The organism is Caulobacter segnis ATCC 21756 (assembly GCF_000092285.1).
Classification (GTDB): Bacteria; Pseudomonadota; Alphaproteobacteria; order Caulobacterales; family Caulobacteraceae; genus Caulobacter; species Caulobacter segnis.
Map to the genome: position 1 here is coordinate 1,697,158 of NC_014100.1, position 14,557 is coordinate 1,711,714.

At 68.3% G+C, this 14,557-nt stretch carries 16 protein-coding genes; 9 read left to right on the forward strand and 7 right to left on the reverse strand.

Annotated elements, in window-relative coordinates:
• Window positions 1-67: 67 nt before the first annotated feature.
• The 3 genes from CSEG_RS23745 to CSEG_RS07995 all read right to left on the reverse strand — a co-directional run bounded on the left by CSEG_RS23745 (window position 68) and on the right by CSEG_RS07995 (window position 3,687).
• Complete coding sequence (locus CSEG_RS23745) at window positions 68-1,114, reverse strand: SCO family protein (protein WP_013078735.1); 1,047 nt, start codon at window positions 1,112-1,114, stop codon at window positions 68-70.
• A gap of 32 nt (window positions 1,115-1,146) precedes the next feature.
• Window positions 1,147-3,195 carry a TonB-dependent receptor family protein gene (locus CSEG_RS07990; RefSeq protein ID WP_013078736.1) on the reverse strand — a complete coding sequence of 683 codons (2,049 nt, stop codon included), beginning with the start codon at window positions 3,193-3,195 and terminating at the stop codon, window positions 1,147-1,149.
• 120 nt (window positions 3,196-3,315) lie between these two features.
• A complete protein-coding gene (locus CSEG_RS07995; protein WP_013078737.1) occupies window positions 3,316-3,687 on the reverse strand; it encodes a DUF2946 family protein in 372 nt (123 codons plus the stop codon).
• 194 nt (window positions 3,688-3,881) lie between these two features.
• Here CSEG_RS07995 and dusA point away from each other — a divergent pair, with 194 nt between their 5' ends.
• Window positions 3,882-4,901 (forward strand): tRNA dihydrouridine(20/20a) synthase DusA, encoded by a 1,020-nt coding sequence (gene dusA / locus CSEG_RS08000; protein ID WP_013078738.1) that lies wholly within the window; start codon window positions 3,882-3,884, stop codon window positions 4,899-4,901.
• Window positions 4,902-4,905: 4 nt separating this feature from the next.
• Here dusA and CSEG_RS08005 read toward each other — a convergent pair whose 3' ends face one another.
• Window positions 4,906-5,424: a TIGR02281 family clan AA aspartic protease gene (locus tag CSEG_RS08005; RefSeq protein ID WP_041538239.1), complete on the reverse strand. Its 519-nt coding sequence runs from the start codon at window positions 5,422-5,424 to the stop codon at window positions 4,906-4,908.
• 273 nt (window positions 5,425-5,697) lie between these two features.
• On the opposite strand from CSEG_RS08005, the gene CSEG_RS08010 reads away from it, so the two are divergent.
• A complete protein-coding gene (locus CSEG_RS08010; RefSeq protein WP_013078740.1) occupies window positions 5,698-6,021 on the forward strand; it encodes a hypothetical protein in 324 nt (107 codons plus the stop codon).
• A gap of 3 nt (window positions 6,022-6,024) precedes the next feature.
• Here the strand turns inward: CSEG_RS08010 and CSEG_RS08015 are convergent, their stop codons facing one another.
• Entirely contained in the window at window positions 6,025-6,252 is a 228-nt protein-coding gene (locus CSEG_RS08015; RefSeq protein ID WP_041538526.1) for a DUF1289 domain-containing protein, read from the reverse strand.
• 82 nt (window positions 6,253-6,334) lie between these two features.
• On the opposite strand from CSEG_RS08015, the gene CSEG_RS08020 reads away from it, so the two are divergent.
• From CSEG_RS08020 to CSEG_RS22515, 5 genes are all read left to right on the forward strand, one after another.
• On the forward strand, window positions 6,335-7,216 hold the full coding sequence (locus CSEG_RS08020; protein WP_041538240.1) for a nicotinate-nucleotide--dimethylbenzimidazole phosphoribosyltransferase: 882 nt from the start codon (window positions 6,335-6,337) through the stop codon (window positions 7,214-7,216).
• A gap of 151 nt (window positions 7,217-7,367) precedes the next feature.
• Window positions 7,368-8,582 carry an acyl-CoA dehydrogenase family protein gene (locus CSEG_RS08025; protein ID WP_013078743.1) on the forward strand — a complete coding sequence of 405 codons (1,215 nt, stop codon included), beginning with the start codon at window positions 7,368-7,370 and terminating at the stop codon, window positions 8,580-8,582.
• Window positions 8,583-8,713: 131 nt separating this feature from the next.
• Window positions 8,714-9,853, forward strand: coding sequence for an acyl-CoA dehydrogenase family protein (locus tag CSEG_RS08030; protein ID WP_013078744.1), 1,140 nt, complete (start codon window positions 8,714-8,716; stop codon window positions 9,851-9,853).
• A 171-nt stretch (window positions 9,854-10,024) separates the two neighbouring features.
• Window positions 10,025-10,366, forward strand: coding sequence for a hypothetical protein (locus CSEG_RS08035; RefSeq protein WP_157038978.1), 342 nt, complete (start codon window positions 10,025-10,027; stop codon window positions 10,364-10,366).
• 194 nt (window positions 10,367-10,560) lie between these two features.
• Window positions 10,561-10,695, forward strand: coding sequence for a hypothetical protein (locus CSEG_RS22515; protein WP_106907113.1), 135 nt, complete (start codon window positions 10,561-10,563; stop codon window positions 10,693-10,695).
• A gap of 80 nt (window positions 10,696-10,775) precedes the next feature.
• On the opposite strand, the gene CSEG_RS08040 is transcribed toward CSEG_RS22515, so the two are convergent.
• Both CSEG_RS08040 and CSEG_RS08045 read right to left on the reverse strand, forming a co-directional pair.
• Complete coding sequence (locus CSEG_RS08040) at window positions 10,776-11,102, reverse strand: CC_3452 family protein (RefSeq protein ID WP_013078747.1); 327 nt, start codon at window positions 11,100-11,102, stop codon at window positions 10,776-10,778.
• A 103-nt stretch (window positions 11,103-11,205) separates the two neighbouring features.
• Window positions 11,206-11,814: an LOG family protein gene (locus tag CSEG_RS08045; RefSeq protein ID WP_013078748.1), complete on the reverse strand. Its 609-nt coding sequence runs from the start codon at window positions 11,812-11,814 to the stop codon at window positions 11,206-11,208.
• 74 nt (window positions 11,815-11,888) lie between these two features.
• Between CSEG_RS08045 and CSEG_RS08050 the strand changes: the two genes are divergently transcribed.
• Window positions 11,889-12,695: a hypothetical protein gene (locus CSEG_RS08050; protein ID WP_013078749.1), complete on the forward strand. Its 807-nt coding sequence runs from the start codon at window positions 11,889-11,891 to the stop codon at window positions 12,693-12,695.
• Window positions 12,626-14,554, forward strand: coding sequence for an ABCB family ABC transporter ATP-binding protein/permease (locus CSEG_RS08055; protein ID WP_083778364.1), 1,929 nt, complete (start codon window positions 12,626-12,628; stop codon window positions 14,552-14,554). Before CSEG_RS08050 ends, CSEG_RS08055 begins: the two co-directional genes overlap by 70 nt.
• The last annotated feature ends 3 nt before the right edge of the window (window positions 14,555-14,557 follow it).

Below are 14,557 nucleotides of genomic sequence, written 5' to 3' on the forward strand. Positions count from 1 at the left end.
CCTTTCCTGGGCGTTTCCTCCCTGACTTTCCAAGCCCGGCCTTGTCGCCGGGCTTTTCTTTTGCGTCCTAGCCGGCCACCAGCGCCTTCAGTTGATGGACGGCGCGGTCGGGCGGCGACTGGTAGGCGATCGGCGCCACGAACTGGCCGTTGGCGTCGAACAGATAGACCGACGAGGAGTGGTCGATCGTGTAGCCGCCGCCTTCCTGCGGTACTTTCTGATAGTAGACGCGATAGGCCTTGGCCGCCTTGGCGACGGCGTCGGGCGTGCCGGTGAAGCCCTGGATGCGCGGGTCGAAGTTCGACAGGTACAGGCGCATCTGTTCGGGCGTGTCGCGCTCGGGATCGACCGAGACGAACACCACGTTCAGCTTGTCGGCGTCCGGGCCCAGCATCTTCAGCCAGACCGTCAGGTCCGTCAGGGTCGTCGGGCAGACCTCCGGGCAATAGGTGAAGCCGAAGAAAATCGCCGTGGGCTTGCCCAGCAGCGACGTCTCGGTGACCGGCTTGCCGTTCATGTCGACCAGGTTGAACGGTCCGCCGATCTTGACCAGCGAACGAGCGGGGCCGGCGGCGTCCTGGCGGTCGCAGGCCGCCAGGGGCGCGGCCGCCAGCAGGGCGGCGGCCGTGATGGCAAGCGCTCGCCGCATCAGTGGGCCATGCCGGGCATGGGCGGCGTCTTGACGACGGCCTCGACGGTCACCGGCGCCGCCGGTCTTGAACTTCAGCGTCATCGGCACCTTGGCGCCTTCCTTCAGCTGCGTCTTGGGAGCGATCAGCATGATGTGGTCGGCGCCGGGCTTCAGCGCCACGGTCTTGCCGGCCGGCAGGGCCAGGCCGTCGGTCAGCTGGCGCATGCGCATGACGCCGCCATCCATCGACATGGTGTGGATCTCGCCGCGACCGGCGGCGGGGCTTTCGACGGCGACGAGGCGATCGTCGCCCTTGGCGGTCAGGGTCACGTAGCAGCCGGCGGCCATGGCGCCGGCGACGGTTGGACGGCACCAGGCGTCCGAGGCGGCGACCTTCGGGGCGGGCGCGGCGACGGCGCTGGACGCCATTCCCGCCGAAAGGGGGGCGGCGGCGCAGGCGGCGATCAGGGTCAGGGTCTTCATGGTCAGGCTCCGGATGTTGAGGGCGGTCAGTATCAGTAATTCACGGTCACGCCGCCGAACACCGAACGGCCGTCGCCGGGCCACAGGGTGGCGGTGGCGGCGGTCCAGGCCACGGCGGCCTGGGTGTTGGAGACGTAGGCCTTGTCCGTCAGGTTCCGCGCGTCGAGGAACAGCGACACGGCGGGCGTCACCTTCCAGCCGGCGTTCAGGTTCAGGATCGCGTAGCCGGGGGCCTTCTGGGTGTTCTTGTAGTCGATCCACTGATCGGTGGCCGACCACTCGATCGACGGGGCCACGAACCAGCCGCGCGGATCGTCGTAGCGGACTTCCGAGCGGTAGAAATGCTTGGGCACGATCGGCAGGCGGTTGTCGCCATAGTCGGCGTCGTCCTTGAAGCGGAAGTCCGAATAGGTCCAGGTCTGACGGATGCGCCACTTGGGCGTCACGGCCCAGTCCAGCGCCGCCTCGATCCCCTGGTGCGTCGTCTTGTCGGCGTTGAAGGTGGCCGCCGGGATCGACGAGCTGACCGCGTATTGAAGCATCTCGTCCTTCAGTGCGGCGCGATACAGAGTGACGTCGTAGGTGAACGGGCCGCGATGGCCGCGCGTCCCGATCTCGCCGGTCCAGGCCTTCTGAGCCTTCACCGGCGCGAAGCCGGTGTTCATCGGAGTCATGGAGCTGAAGTTCGGCGGCTCGACCGAGCGGGTCACGTTGGCGAAGACCTGGTCGCCGGCCTCGTTCTGCCAGAGCAGGCCGACGCGTGGCGAGATCCAGTTGTAGGTCTTCGAGGCTTCCAAGTTGAAGGTGCTCTTCACACCCGGAACCGCGACGCTGACATAGTCCCGTTCGGCCTGGCCCCAGGTGGCGCCGGCCACGACGGCCAGCCGCTCGGTGACGAACAGCCGGCCTTCGCCGAACACGTCCATGGCCTTGGCGTTCTGGTACGAGATCGACTGCAGCGCGCCGCGGGCGCCGCGATTATTGACGTAGAAGTGCGAGTCCAGATCGCCTTGGCGATACCAGGCGCCGAAGAAGGCGTCGGCCCGCTTGCCGCCGATCTCGCCGTCCCAGTCGAAGCGGCCGAAGGCGCCGTAGTTGCGGCTTTCCTGGTCGATGACCTGGAAGATCGGGTGGTCCAGCTCCTTCCAGACGCCGTACAGCGCGCCCTCGAAGACCAGCTGGTCGTTCAGTCGCCAGGTCGTGCGCAGCGAACCGCGCACGCCGCGCTGGTTGCGGCCCTGGTCGCCGTTGGTGTTGCCGACCGCCGTCTGGCGCGGATCGGCGTTGAACTGGGCCAGGGTCAGCGAGCCGGGGATCTCCTGGTTGATGTTCGAGCCGTTGAGAATGAAGCGCACCTCGCGGTCCTGACCGAAGGAGCGGCCCACGTTCAGGCTGCCGAACTGGATGTTCTGCTGGCTTTGCGAGCGCCAGCCCTGGCCGGTCTGGTTGGTGGCGGCCGCATAGACGTCCCAGTTGTCGCCCTGGCGGGCCAAGGCGACGTGCTCGCGCAGCAGGCCGTACGAGCCGCCGTCGATGCGGACCTGATTGTCGAAGCCGGCGTTCTTTCCCGTCGGCGTGACCATGTTGATCGCCCCGCCCAGCAGGGCGCCGCCGAAGCGCAGGGCGTTGCCGCCGCGATAGACCTCGGCGTAGCGGGTGTTCAGCGGATCGGCGACCTGGCTGTCGCCATAGCCGTCGGCCTCGTTTAGCGGCACGCCGTCCTGGGCGATCAGGAGGCCCCGGTTGTGATTGGCGTTGCCGATGCCCGAGCCGCGGATCGAGATGCGGATGTCGCCGCCCCACTTGCGCTGGGCGTAGACGCCGGGGGCGTCGCGCAGCATGTCGTCGAGGGCCAGGGTCTGGCGGCCCAAGTAGCTTTCCTGCGAGATCACCGACACCGCGCCGGGGGTCTCGGACAGGCGCTTGCGGGCGTCGGCGACGACGGGCGGATCCTCGGGATTGCGGCGGGCGGTGACGATGACCGAGGAGATTTCGGTGTCGGCCTCGAGCTTGTCGGCGGCGTGGGCGAGCGGTGGAACGAAAGCGGCGATGGCCGTGGCGGCCAGAAGCAGAGACTTCATGGTAGGTCCTCGGGCGCGGCTTGGCGCGCCGGATAAGCAAGACTGAAAAGGCGAAAGCGGCGTGCGCGAGCGGACACGGCCGTGGAACGGCGCGTCAGCTCCAGCGGGCGGCCGGAGGCTCTAGATCAGCTGGCTTGGAGGACCACGCGCCGGCAGGGGCGGGGCGGCGAGGCCTCGTCCCGGGGCGAGATAGGTGACGCGCGCGGGTTCGACGGGCGCATAGGCGACGAACGCGACCTTGGCCGTCGTGACCGCGCTGGGCGGCGGGGCCGCCGCGCCGTGGCCGGCGAACGGGCAGGGCGCGTCATGGGCGGACTTGTCGGAGTCCCCGTCCTGATGGCCGGCGAGGGCCTCGCCGGGCTGGACGACCTTGGCGCCGTCGCCGGTGCAGAGCACGAGCGAGAACGGCAGGCCGTTGCGCGGATCCGGCGCGGTCATGAAGCCGGCCGGGATCATCACCTTCAAGGCGACCGCCAGGGCCGCGAGCGTCATGAAGACGGCGCGAGGCAAGGGGATGCGATGAAGCGGCGGACGAGTCACGACCGGGGCTTTAGTCGATGACGCGCGACTTGTCGCCTCCGTGTTTGTCCGGAGTGTCGACGGTTGAGCGGGGCGGGGTCGCGTCGGTCGAAGGTCTGGCCTATATACGCGCGCTCGAAGCTGGCGCCCGAGGCGCCTTGCAAAGCATGGTCATGACGTTTCAGCCCGCCCGCTTTTCCGTAGCTCCCATGATGGACTGGACCGACCGGCACTGCCGGTCGCTGCATCGCGTCCTGTCCAGCCGCGCGCTGCTCTACACCGAGATGGTGACCAGCGGGGCGGTGGTCCATGGCGACCGCGAGAAGCTGCTGGGCTTCGACGCTGGCCAGCACCCGGTGGCGCTGCAGCTCGGCGGCTCTGACCCCGCCGACCTGGCCCAGGCCGCCCGGATCGGCGAGGACTGGGGCTATGACGAGATCAATCTGAACGTCGGCTGCCCCTCCGATCGTGTGCAGAGCGGCCGTTTCGGCGCCTGCCTGATGCGTGAGCCGAACCTCGTCGCCGAGTGCATGGCCGCGATCAAGGACGCGGTGAAGGTCCCGGCCACGGTGAAGTGCCGGATCGGCGTCGACGACCAGGATCCCGAGGAAAGCCTCTTCACCCTGGTCGACCGCTGCGCCGCCGCGGGGATCGACAACTTCATCGTCCATGCTCGGAAGGCCTGGCTGCAAGGCCTGTCGCCGAAGGAGAACCGGGACATCCCGCCTCTGGACTATGAACTCGTCTATCGGCTCAAGCGCGAACGCCCGAACCTGACGATCGCCATCAACGGCGGCGTGCCCAGCGTCGACGCGGCGCTGGAGCATTTGGCCAATGGCGTCGATGGCGTGATGCTGGGCCGCGCGGCCTATCACGAGGCCGGTCTGCTGGGCGAGGTCGACCGGCGGGTGTTCGGGCTGGATGTCGCGGACGTCGACAGCTTCGAGGCGGTCGAGCGCTATCGGCCCTATCTGGCGCGCGAACTGGCGGCGGGGACCCATCTGGCGGCGATGACGCGGCACATGCTGGGCCTGTTCCACGGCCTGCCGGGCGCGCGCGCGTGGCGTCGCATCCTCACGGTCGAAGGCGTCAAGCCGGGCGCGGGTCTCGATGTCGTGGATCGGGCGCTGGACGCGGTGCGCGCGGCTTTGGCCTCGCGCGAGGAGCGGACCGCGCCGGCGGCTTGAGGCCTTACGGGTGGAGGATCAGGGCGTCTTGGGTGGCCTCGAACCGCGAGAGGCGGCCCAGATAGCTCATCCCCAGCAGCGAGTTTTCAAGGCCCTTCTCGATCACCAGGGCGTCGACGTCGCGGACCTTGGCGCCGGCGATGGCGACGCTGGCCAGCTTGACCGAGGCGGCGCGAGTGCGGCCGTCGGCGGTGATGACGTTGTAGTCGTAGGTCAGCTTGCTGGTGTCGATGCCCAGGCGCTGGGCGTCGGCCATGCTGAGCGAGACGGCGGTGGCGCCGGTGTCGACCAGGAAGCGGACGTCATGGCCGTCCACGGCCGCCTTGGCCCAGAAGTGACCGTCGCTGCCCTTGACGATCTCGGCGGAGCTGCTCTCGGAGTCGCCCAGGGTGGCGGTCGCGGCCGAAGGGGCGCGCAGCTCCGGATGACGCAAATCGTCCAGCGACACGACAGCCTTGGCCGCGCCGACCGCCGACAGAGCGCCCACCAAAGCGATCGCCGCAAACCTAAACATCGAAGACATCCCGCCTTGTAGGCTCCCAAGACCGCTTCTCGGCCCTCTTAATCATTAGGAGGCAGGCGTTTTCAAGGCGTGAATCTGACGGGTGTTTTTCGTCGATCCGCTATCTGGATCTTCGAAAATGAAGCCCATTTATTATCGCTGCTAATATTGCCAAATTTTAATGATCCTAAAGTTCACGTAACAAGTTTTATGTATTCGATTTAATTGGAAGGCTGCCCGTCGGGAGGGTTATTCATGGCCTGAGCTTGTAATCGCTCAACGGGGAAATGCACCATGAAAGCGCTAATCATCACCGCCGTCGCCTTTGGGGCTTTCGCGGGCGCCGCTCAGGCGGGAGTCTCGAACCTCGACTATCTTCAAGCGGCGCGTTGCCGGGGCCTGGCCGCCTCGGAGAACCTCGGGAAGCTCGACACGACCGCCCTGGACGCCTTCCTTCGAGACGAAGGGTCCGCGCGCGAACTGGCCGTCCGCACGTCGGCCAGCAATAAGATGCAAGCCGCCCTCAAAGAGGCCAATGCGGCCGACGGCGAGAAGAAGGCGAAGCTGCTCGCTCAGCGCGACGGCGCCTGCGCCACCTATATCGCTGGCGGCAAGTAGGCCTCAGCGCCCCGAGGTCGCCGCCATCAGCGCGACCATCGGGTCGGGACGATCGGGGAGGGTGGCGATGATCGCCGCCCGCTCCTCGTCGCTTAATTTCGCCCACCCCGCGATCTCGGCCAGGGTGCGACGGCAGCCCAGGCAATAGCCGCTGGCGCCATCCACCGCGCACACCTTCACGCAAGGCGTGGCGATCGGGCGGGGCAGTCTGGCCGGCGGCGCTGTCGTCATGGCGGCCAGCATCTCCGTTTAGCCTGCGATCTTCAAGCCGTCGGGGGTTGCTTTGGACGCGGACGGGTTTAAGTCCGCGCTCATGACCGCTTCGCCCTTCGCCGACATCCGCCAACTCGCCGTCTCGCCGCCCGCGCCCGGACCGTCTCCAACTTTGGAGCAGGGTGGCCGGCTCGCCGAGATCTCGGCCTGGCTTACGGCCTGGAGCGGCAAGAGCCCGCCGGCGGTGAACCGTCCGGTCGTGGCGCTGTACGCCGGGGCCCGCCAGGGCGTGGGACCGCGCGGCTACGCCCGCGACCGGCTCGAAGCCATCGCCTCGGGCGGGGCTACCGTCTCGCGCCTCGCCGGCGTCCAGGGCGCGGGGCTGGAGGCCTTCGACCTCGCCATCGATCGCCCGTCGCCGGACTCGGTTGAAAAGCCCTCGATGAGCGAGAAGGAAGCCGCCGCGACCATGGCCTTCGGCATGGAGGCCCTGGCCAAGCAGCCTGACCTGCTGATCCCCGGCGTGATCGTCGCCGAGCCCGCCCGCACCGCCGCCGCCGTCTGTTTGGCGCTGTTCGGCGGCGAGGCTTCGGACTGGTCCGATGACCCCGCACCGGTCACCGCCGCCGTCAACCGCGCCAAGGCTGAGGGCATGACTGACGATCCGCTCGAGATCCTGCGCCAGCTGGGCGGGCGCGAGACCGCCGCCGTGCTTGGCGCGATCCTGGCCGCCCGCGTCCAGAAGGTGCCGGTCCTGCTGGACGGCTACGCGGCTTGCGCCGCCGCGGCCATCCTCCGCGCGGTCGAGCCGACGGCGATCGACCACTGTCTCGCGGCGCATGTGAGCCCGGCCAAGGGGCATGCGCGGCTGCTCGACATCCTCGACAAGCGGCCGCTTCTGGCGCTCGACACCCTCGACGAGGAGGGCGTCGGCGGCGCGTCGGCTCTGTCGCTCGTTAAGTTGGCCTGCGAGGTTCTGTAGGCGGTTCGGCGTCAGCTCAAGTGAACGCGGATCACGTTTGCTTCCGTTGACGCTAACGTCATCTTTCCAAACGGTCGTTCGACCGATATCGTGACGCTCGAAACGCAATAACGGCCTCCCTTAGAGAGGCCGATTGGAACGGGAGCTGGCCATGAATCTCGACTTCTCGCCCGAGGACCTCGCCTTCCGCGATGAGGTGCGCGCCTTCATCGCCGAGAACTATCCGGCGGGCCTGCGCGAAAAGCAGGAAGAGGGCGAGGAGATGGCCAAGGAGGACTTCCTCTCCTGGCACCGCGTCCTGGCCAAGAAGGGCTGGGTGGCCCCGGCGTGGCCGGAGAAATACGGCGGTCCGGGCTGGACCTCCGTCCAGCGCTACATCTGGTCGGAAGAGACCGCCCGCGCCGACTGCGTGCCGATCCTGCCGTTCGGCATCAACATGGTCGGGCCGGTGATCTACACCTTCGGCACGCCGGAGCAGAAAGAGCGCTTCCTGCCGCCGACCCTGTCGGGTGACATTTGGTGGAGCCAGGGCTATTCCGAGCCGGGCGCCGGCTCCGACCTCGCCAGCCTCAAGACCAAGGCCGAGCGCTTCACTGGCGACGACGGCAAGGAATACTACCTGGTCAACGGCCAGAAGACCTGGACCACCCTGGCCCAGCACGGCGACTGGATCTTCTGCCTGGTCCGCACCGACCCGAACGCCAAGATCCAGGAAGGCATCTCGTTCCTGCTGATCGACATGAAGTCGCCCGGCGTGACCGTGCGTCCGATCATCACCCTGGGCGGCGAGCACGAGGTCAACGAGGTCTGGCTCGAGAACGTCAAGGTGCCGGTCGAGAACCGCATCTACGAGGAGAACAAGGGCTGGACCTGCGCCAAGTTCCTGCTGGCCCACGAGCGCTCGGGCATCGCCGGCGTGGCCCGCTCCAAGCGCGGCATCGAACGCATCCGCCAGATCGCCTCGACCGAACTGGGCGACGACGGCGCGGCCCTGATCAAGGACCCGATGTTCAAGCGCAAGGTCGCCGAGCTGGAGATTGACCTGACCGCCCTGGAATACACCGAGCTGCGCACCTTGGCCGGTGAAGCGGCCGGCAAGGGCCCCGGTCCGGAGTCGAGCCTGTTGAAGATCAAGGGCACCGAGATCCAGCAGCGGATCACCGAGCTGGTGCTGGAGGCCGCTGGCCACTACGGCGCGCCCTACTTCCGCGGCTTCCCGACCGATGGCGACAACGCCCATCCGATCGGCCCCGATTTCGCCCACCGCGCCGCGCCGACCTATTTCAACGTCCGCAAGACGTCGATCTACGGCGGCTCCAACGAGATCCAACGCAACATCATCGCCAAGATGGTGCTGGGGCTCTAGCGCGCCCGGTCTGTCATCCCGGACGCGCCGGAGGCGCGGTCCGGGACCGCCGCATACTGTGACCTTGACGATCCCGGCTCTCCGCTACGCTGCGACCGGGACGACAGAAAAGAAGAACAGGAAACCCAGGGATGGATTTCAACTTCACCGAAGAGCAGTCGATGGTCCGCGACACGGTCGCGAGCTTCTTGGCTGACAAGTACGACTTCGAGACCCGCCGCAAGATCGTCAGCTCCGACAGCGGCTGGCGCGCCGACTACTGGAAGGCCTTCGCCGAGGAGCTGGGCATCCTGGGCGCTTCGTTCAGCGAGGAGCTGGGTGGCCTGGGCGGCGGCGCGGTCGACAACATGATCATCATGGAGGAGTTCGGTAAGGCGCTGGTCATCGAGCCTTACCTCGGCACCGTCGTCATCGGCGGCGGCTTCATGAAGCACTCGGGCTATGCCGGGGCGGCCTCGGTGATCGAGGGCGTCGTCGGCGGGACGACCACCATCGCCTTCGCCTACGCCGAGCCGCAGGCCCGCTACACTTGGCGCGACCTGAAGACGACCGCCAAGAAGGACGGCGGCGGCTGGGTCCTGAACGGCCACAAGGCCGTGGTGGTCGGCGCCCCGTTCGCCACGCACCTGATCGTCACCGCCCGCACCGGCGGCGCCCAGCGTGACGCCGGCGGCGTCGGCGTATTCCTGGTCGACAAGAGCCTGCCGGGCATCGTCACCCGCGACTATCCGACCGTCGACGGAAACCGCGCCTCGGAAGTCTATTTCGAGAACGTCTCGGTCCCGGCTGACGCCCTGATCGCCGAGGACGGCCTGGCCCTGGTCGACAAGGTCATCGACGAGGCCACCGCCGCCGTCGGCGCCGAGGCCGTGGGCGTGCTGCGCAAGCTGCACGAGGGCACGCTGGACTACGCCAAGCAGCGCAAGCAGTTCGGCACGGCCATCGCCAACTTCCAGGTGCTGCAGCACCGCATGGTCGACATGTTCATCGAGGTCGAGCAGTCGGTGTCGATGACCTACATGGCCACCATCAAGCTCGAGGAAGACGCCGCCGAGCGCGCCAAGGCCGTTTCGGCCATGAAGGTCCGCATCGGCCGCGCCTGCAAGTTCGTGGGCCAGAACGCCATCCAGATCCACGGTGGCATGGGCATGACCGACGAGCTGGCCATCGGCCACTACTTCAAGCGCGCCAGCCTGATCGAGGGGCTGTTCGGCTCTGTCGACCATCACCTGAAGCGCTACGAATCCCTGTCGTTCGACGCCGCCGCCTAATTCGGCCTACGGATCAACGACCTGGAATACCGAAGCCGCCTGCGTCACGCCGACGCGGGCGGCTTTTTTGTTGATCGGGCTCTCACGGCGCGCCCAACTCGATCGCGCCGTCCGTTCAATCCCTCGAAGCTCGCGCAAGGAGGCGGACGGATGATCGGCGAAGAGATCCATATGACGGAGGAGGCCGTCGCCCTGGTCGAGGCCAACGCCCGTCTGCTAATCGACCAAGCCCGCGAGGCCAAGCTGGCGGCGGCGCGGTTCGAGGCGGCCCTGGCGCTGGTGGTCGGCGTCGTGGCCAACGATCCGGACCTGCAAGGAAGCGTTGCCCTGCAACGGATCGCGGGTCAGATCCGCCTCTGCGCGGACTTGCCGGACCTGGCCGCCGAAACGATCGGCTGCGACGAGGAGCGTGTGTGCCCGAACATCCTGCGCGCCGCCGCCGAGGTGCTCGGTGACGTGGAGGCGGCCAAGCGCGCCGCGGCGGCGGATGGCGCGCCGGTGACCCTGCACTAGCATTTGAACCGTAGGCGGAGGGATTTGCTCCTGCTCCACCCTAAGGGTTGTCGGCCGGCCCGGGTCGCGTTCCGCGCGTTTTGTCGCGTTGTCGACGCCTGTGAGGGGCGCACACTGAGCCTCGACGCGCTGACGACTAGGAGGGGATCACCCCTGTAAGCCGCGCGCGTCTCCAGGTCCTAAGACAAAGACTGTTGGGAGACGCCGCCATGACCGTATCGAAGATGAACCACGCGATGTTCTCGTTCGCCCTGATGGGCGGGATGCTGGTGGGAGGGCGGTCGAGCCCCAAGCCCGCCAAGTCGTCCGCCAAGTCGGGTCGCAAGTAAGCTTTCCAGTCACACCAGGGTCCCACACCCCAGGAAAAAGGCCTCCGTCGATCTCGGCGGAGGCCTTTTGTCTTTGCCGACTAACCCTTGGGCTTGGCCGCCGTGTTGCATTCGGCGATGGCGGCGTCGTCCAGCGGTTCGCCGCGATAGTTGAAGGCGGCCAGTTCGCCCAGCTGGCCAGCCAGCTTGCGGCAGGCTCGCGCCACGGGCAGGGCCCGGACCTTGGTCGTGGTGCAAACCTCGGCCTTGCAGCGCCAGACCGACCCGTCCTGGATGAATTGTTCGCTGGTGGCGGGCGTCTTCAGCTTGAGCCAGGCGCCTTCGCTGTCGGCGGCGAAGGCGGAGCCGGCCGACAGGCCAGCGAAAAGAGCGCAGGCCATCAGGCCCGCGTGAGCAGCGGTACGCATTCCTTAGTCTCCTATCCCCGCGCCGGATGGGAGTTCCGGCGCACGAGCACACGCGGTCCATGATGACCGTCGGCCCTAGGGCATAGTGCGTCTTTTTTAGAAACTAAGTCAACTGTCGAAGCGTGGCCGGCTCGCCCGCGACGTCAATTTCGCCGTCCCAGTTCAGCAGGGCGGGGGTGACGTCCTCGGCTTTCTCGACCGCGCGCCAGGCGTTCAGCAGGCTGGGCGGTGTGAGTCCCAGATCCACCGTGTGCCGGATGAGGGCGAAGAACGGGTCCCAGAAGCCGCCGGGGTTATGGAACACGATCGGCTTCTGGTGAAGATCTAAACGGCGCCAAGATAGCAATTCGACGATTTCTTCCAGGGTGCCGATGCCGCCGGGCAACACGACGAAGGCGTCCGAGCGCTCGAACATCAGCATCTTGCGCTCATGCATTGTCTCGACGATCACGGTCTCGACGTCGTCGAAGGGCTGTTCGCGGCCGCGCAGGAAGCTCGGGATGATGCCCAGCACCGCGCCGCCGGCCGCGTGGGCCCCGCGCGCGGCCGCGCCCATCAGGCCCACGCCCCCGCCGCCATAGACAAGTTTGAGGCCGGCCTTTGCGAAGCTCTCGCCGATGGCGTGGGCGTCGGTCAGGTAGCTTGGCTCGACCGTGTCGGACGATCCGCAATAGACGCAGACCGAGCCCAGACGGCTAGACTCGTTGGGCATCGTCGTCCACTCCACACAAAAGACGAAAGGCGCGCGGGCTCGCGCGCCTTCGAACGGTTCTTATCTGAGGGCGCATGATCAGGATTCGCTTTCCGGGTTGCAAGTCGCCGATCGTCGCGGGCGGATTGGCCGCGGTGCTGCTGGCCGCTTGCGGACCCAGCGCGCCCAAGCCCGCCGATGCGCCCGAGCGGGTTGATAGCGCCGAGGCCGGCTATGTCGTTCCGCCCAGCGTTGAGAGCGTGGCGCGCGCTGGCGAGGGGACCGTCCTGGCGGGACGAGGCGCGCCCGACGCCGACGTGCGGCTGCGGTCACCCAGCGGCGAGATCGTGTCCGGGCGGACCGACCTCGAGGGGCGTTGGCGTCTGACCGTCGTCGACGCGCCCGGCGTGCGTCTGTTCGGCCTGTCGACGACCCGCGAGGGGCGCACGGTGCAGGCCGAGGGCTACGTGATGGTCGCCGAAGGCGGCGACGTGGCGCTGCTGCGCGCCGGGGCGGGAACCAAGCGGATGTCCGCCGGCTCTTCGTCGCCGCGCATCCTGACGATCGACCTTGATCGCGAGGGGGGAGCGGTGGTCTCCGGGGTCGCCGGGCCGGGCGCGGGGCTCAACGTCCGGGTCGATCGCGTCACCCGCGGCGGAGGCCGGACCGACGATGACGGGCGGTTCTTCATCTCGCTGACCGATTCCCTGTCGCCGGGCGTCCATGACATCCAGGTGGCGGGCGAGGGGGGCGAGACCGCGATCTCGGTCGCGACGTCGCCGCCGCAGCCGCTGGTGTCGGGGCCCGCGCGGGCCGAGCGCACGCCGCAGGGCTGGCGTCTCGATTGGATGACGCCGGGCGGCGGGATCCAGACCACGCTGCTGATCGGCGGTCCGCGATGAGAGGCATGGGCGGGCCGCCCTCGCCGGGGCGCGAGGCGGTCCCCGGCGCCATCGCCAAGGTCGACCAGCCCGTGCGGTTCTGGAGCGCCATGGGCGACCTCGTCCGTCTGGTCATGCGGTCGCGCGCTCCGGGGCTGCGCTGGCGGGTCGCCGTCGCCCTGATTCTGACGCTGAGCGGCAAGGCCCTGGGCGTGCTTGCCCCGCTGATGCTGGGCAAGGCGGTCAACGAACTGTCGGCGGGGCGGAGCGCGGCCGTCGCCGTCACGTGGGCCTTCGCGGGCCTGGCGCTGGGCTGGGCGTTCATACGATTTATCTCCGCCGCCGCGCCTCAGGTCCGGGACACGATCTTCACGCCCGTCGCCCAGGCGGCCCAGAACCGGGCGGCGGTCGAGACGTTCTCGCACGCCCTGTCGCTGTCGATCGACTTCCACCAGTCCAAGCGGACCGGCTCGCTGTCGCGGGTGATCGACCGGGGCGCGCGGTCGATGGACTTCCTGCTGCGCAGCTTGGCGTTCAACCTGGCCCCCACGGGCGTCGAGCTGCTGATGGCCGCGGCCGTGCTGGCCAAGGCCTATGACTGGCGGTTCGCGGCCGTGGCCCTCGGAACGGTGGCGGTCTACGGCTACCTGACCTTCGCGATCTCGGACTGGCGGATAGGCCATCGCCGCGCGCTGAACGAGGCCGACGCGGAGGCCGCCGGCCGCGCCGTCGACGCGCTGCTGAACTACGAGACGGTCAAGTCCTTCGGCGCGGAGGAGCGCGCGGTGGCGGGCTATGGCGGCGCCCTCGACCGCTATGGCGAAGCGCAGATCAAGGCCACCAACTCGCTGAACCTCTTGAACCTGGTGCAGTCGGCGGTGATGAGCGTCGGCCTGGGCGGCATGGCCGTGCTGGCGGGCGCTGAGGCCGCGGCCGGCCGTATCGGTCCCGGGGACGTGACCGCCGCTATCCTGATCCTGATCAACCTCTATGCCCCGCTGAACATCCTCGGCTTCGCCTATCGCGAGATCCGCCAGTCGCTGATCGACATGGAGGCGATGATGGAGCTGCGCCGCCAGACCGCCGACGTGGCCGATGCGGCGGACGCCGTCGACCTGCCGCCCGTCGTCGACCGCCGCGGTGGCGCTGTGGCGTTCGAGCACGTCTCCTTCCGCCATGGCGCGCGGTCCGAGGGCTTGGCGGACGTTTCCCTGGCGGTCGCGCCAGGGACCACGATGGCGATCGTCGGTCCCTCGGGCGCCGGCAAGACCACCCTGGTGCGACTGGCGCTGCGCATGATCGATCCTCAGGCGGGCCGGATCACGCTCGACGGCCATGACCTGCGTGCGCTGACTCAGGCCTCGTTGCGCCGGGCGGTGGCGCTGGTGCCGCAGGACGTGGCGCTGTTCAACGACACCCTGGCCGCCAACATCGCCTTCGCCCGCCCCGAAGCCACCGAGGCCGAGGTCTGGGCGGCGGCGGAAGCGGCCGAACTGGGCGAGTTCATCCGCAACCTGCCCGAAGGCATGGCCACCAAGGTCGGCGAGCGGGGCCTGAAACTCTCCGGCGGCGAGCGTCAGCGGGTCGGCATCGCCCGCGCCCTCCTGGCCGACCCGCGCGTGTTGATCCTGGACGAGGCGACCAGCGCGCTCGACAGCCGCACCGAGGCCGCCATCCAGGCCACGCTGCGCAAGGCGAGGGCGGGGCGCACCACCCTGGTCGTGGCGCACCGCCTCTCCACGATCGCCGACGCCGACGAGATCGTGGTGCTGCGGCGAGGCAAGGTGGTCGAGCGCGGCCGGCATGAGGCGCTGCTCGAGGCCGGCGGCGAGTACGCGGCCTTGTGGCGTCGCCAAACCCGCGAGCGCGAGCCGGTTTAGGCC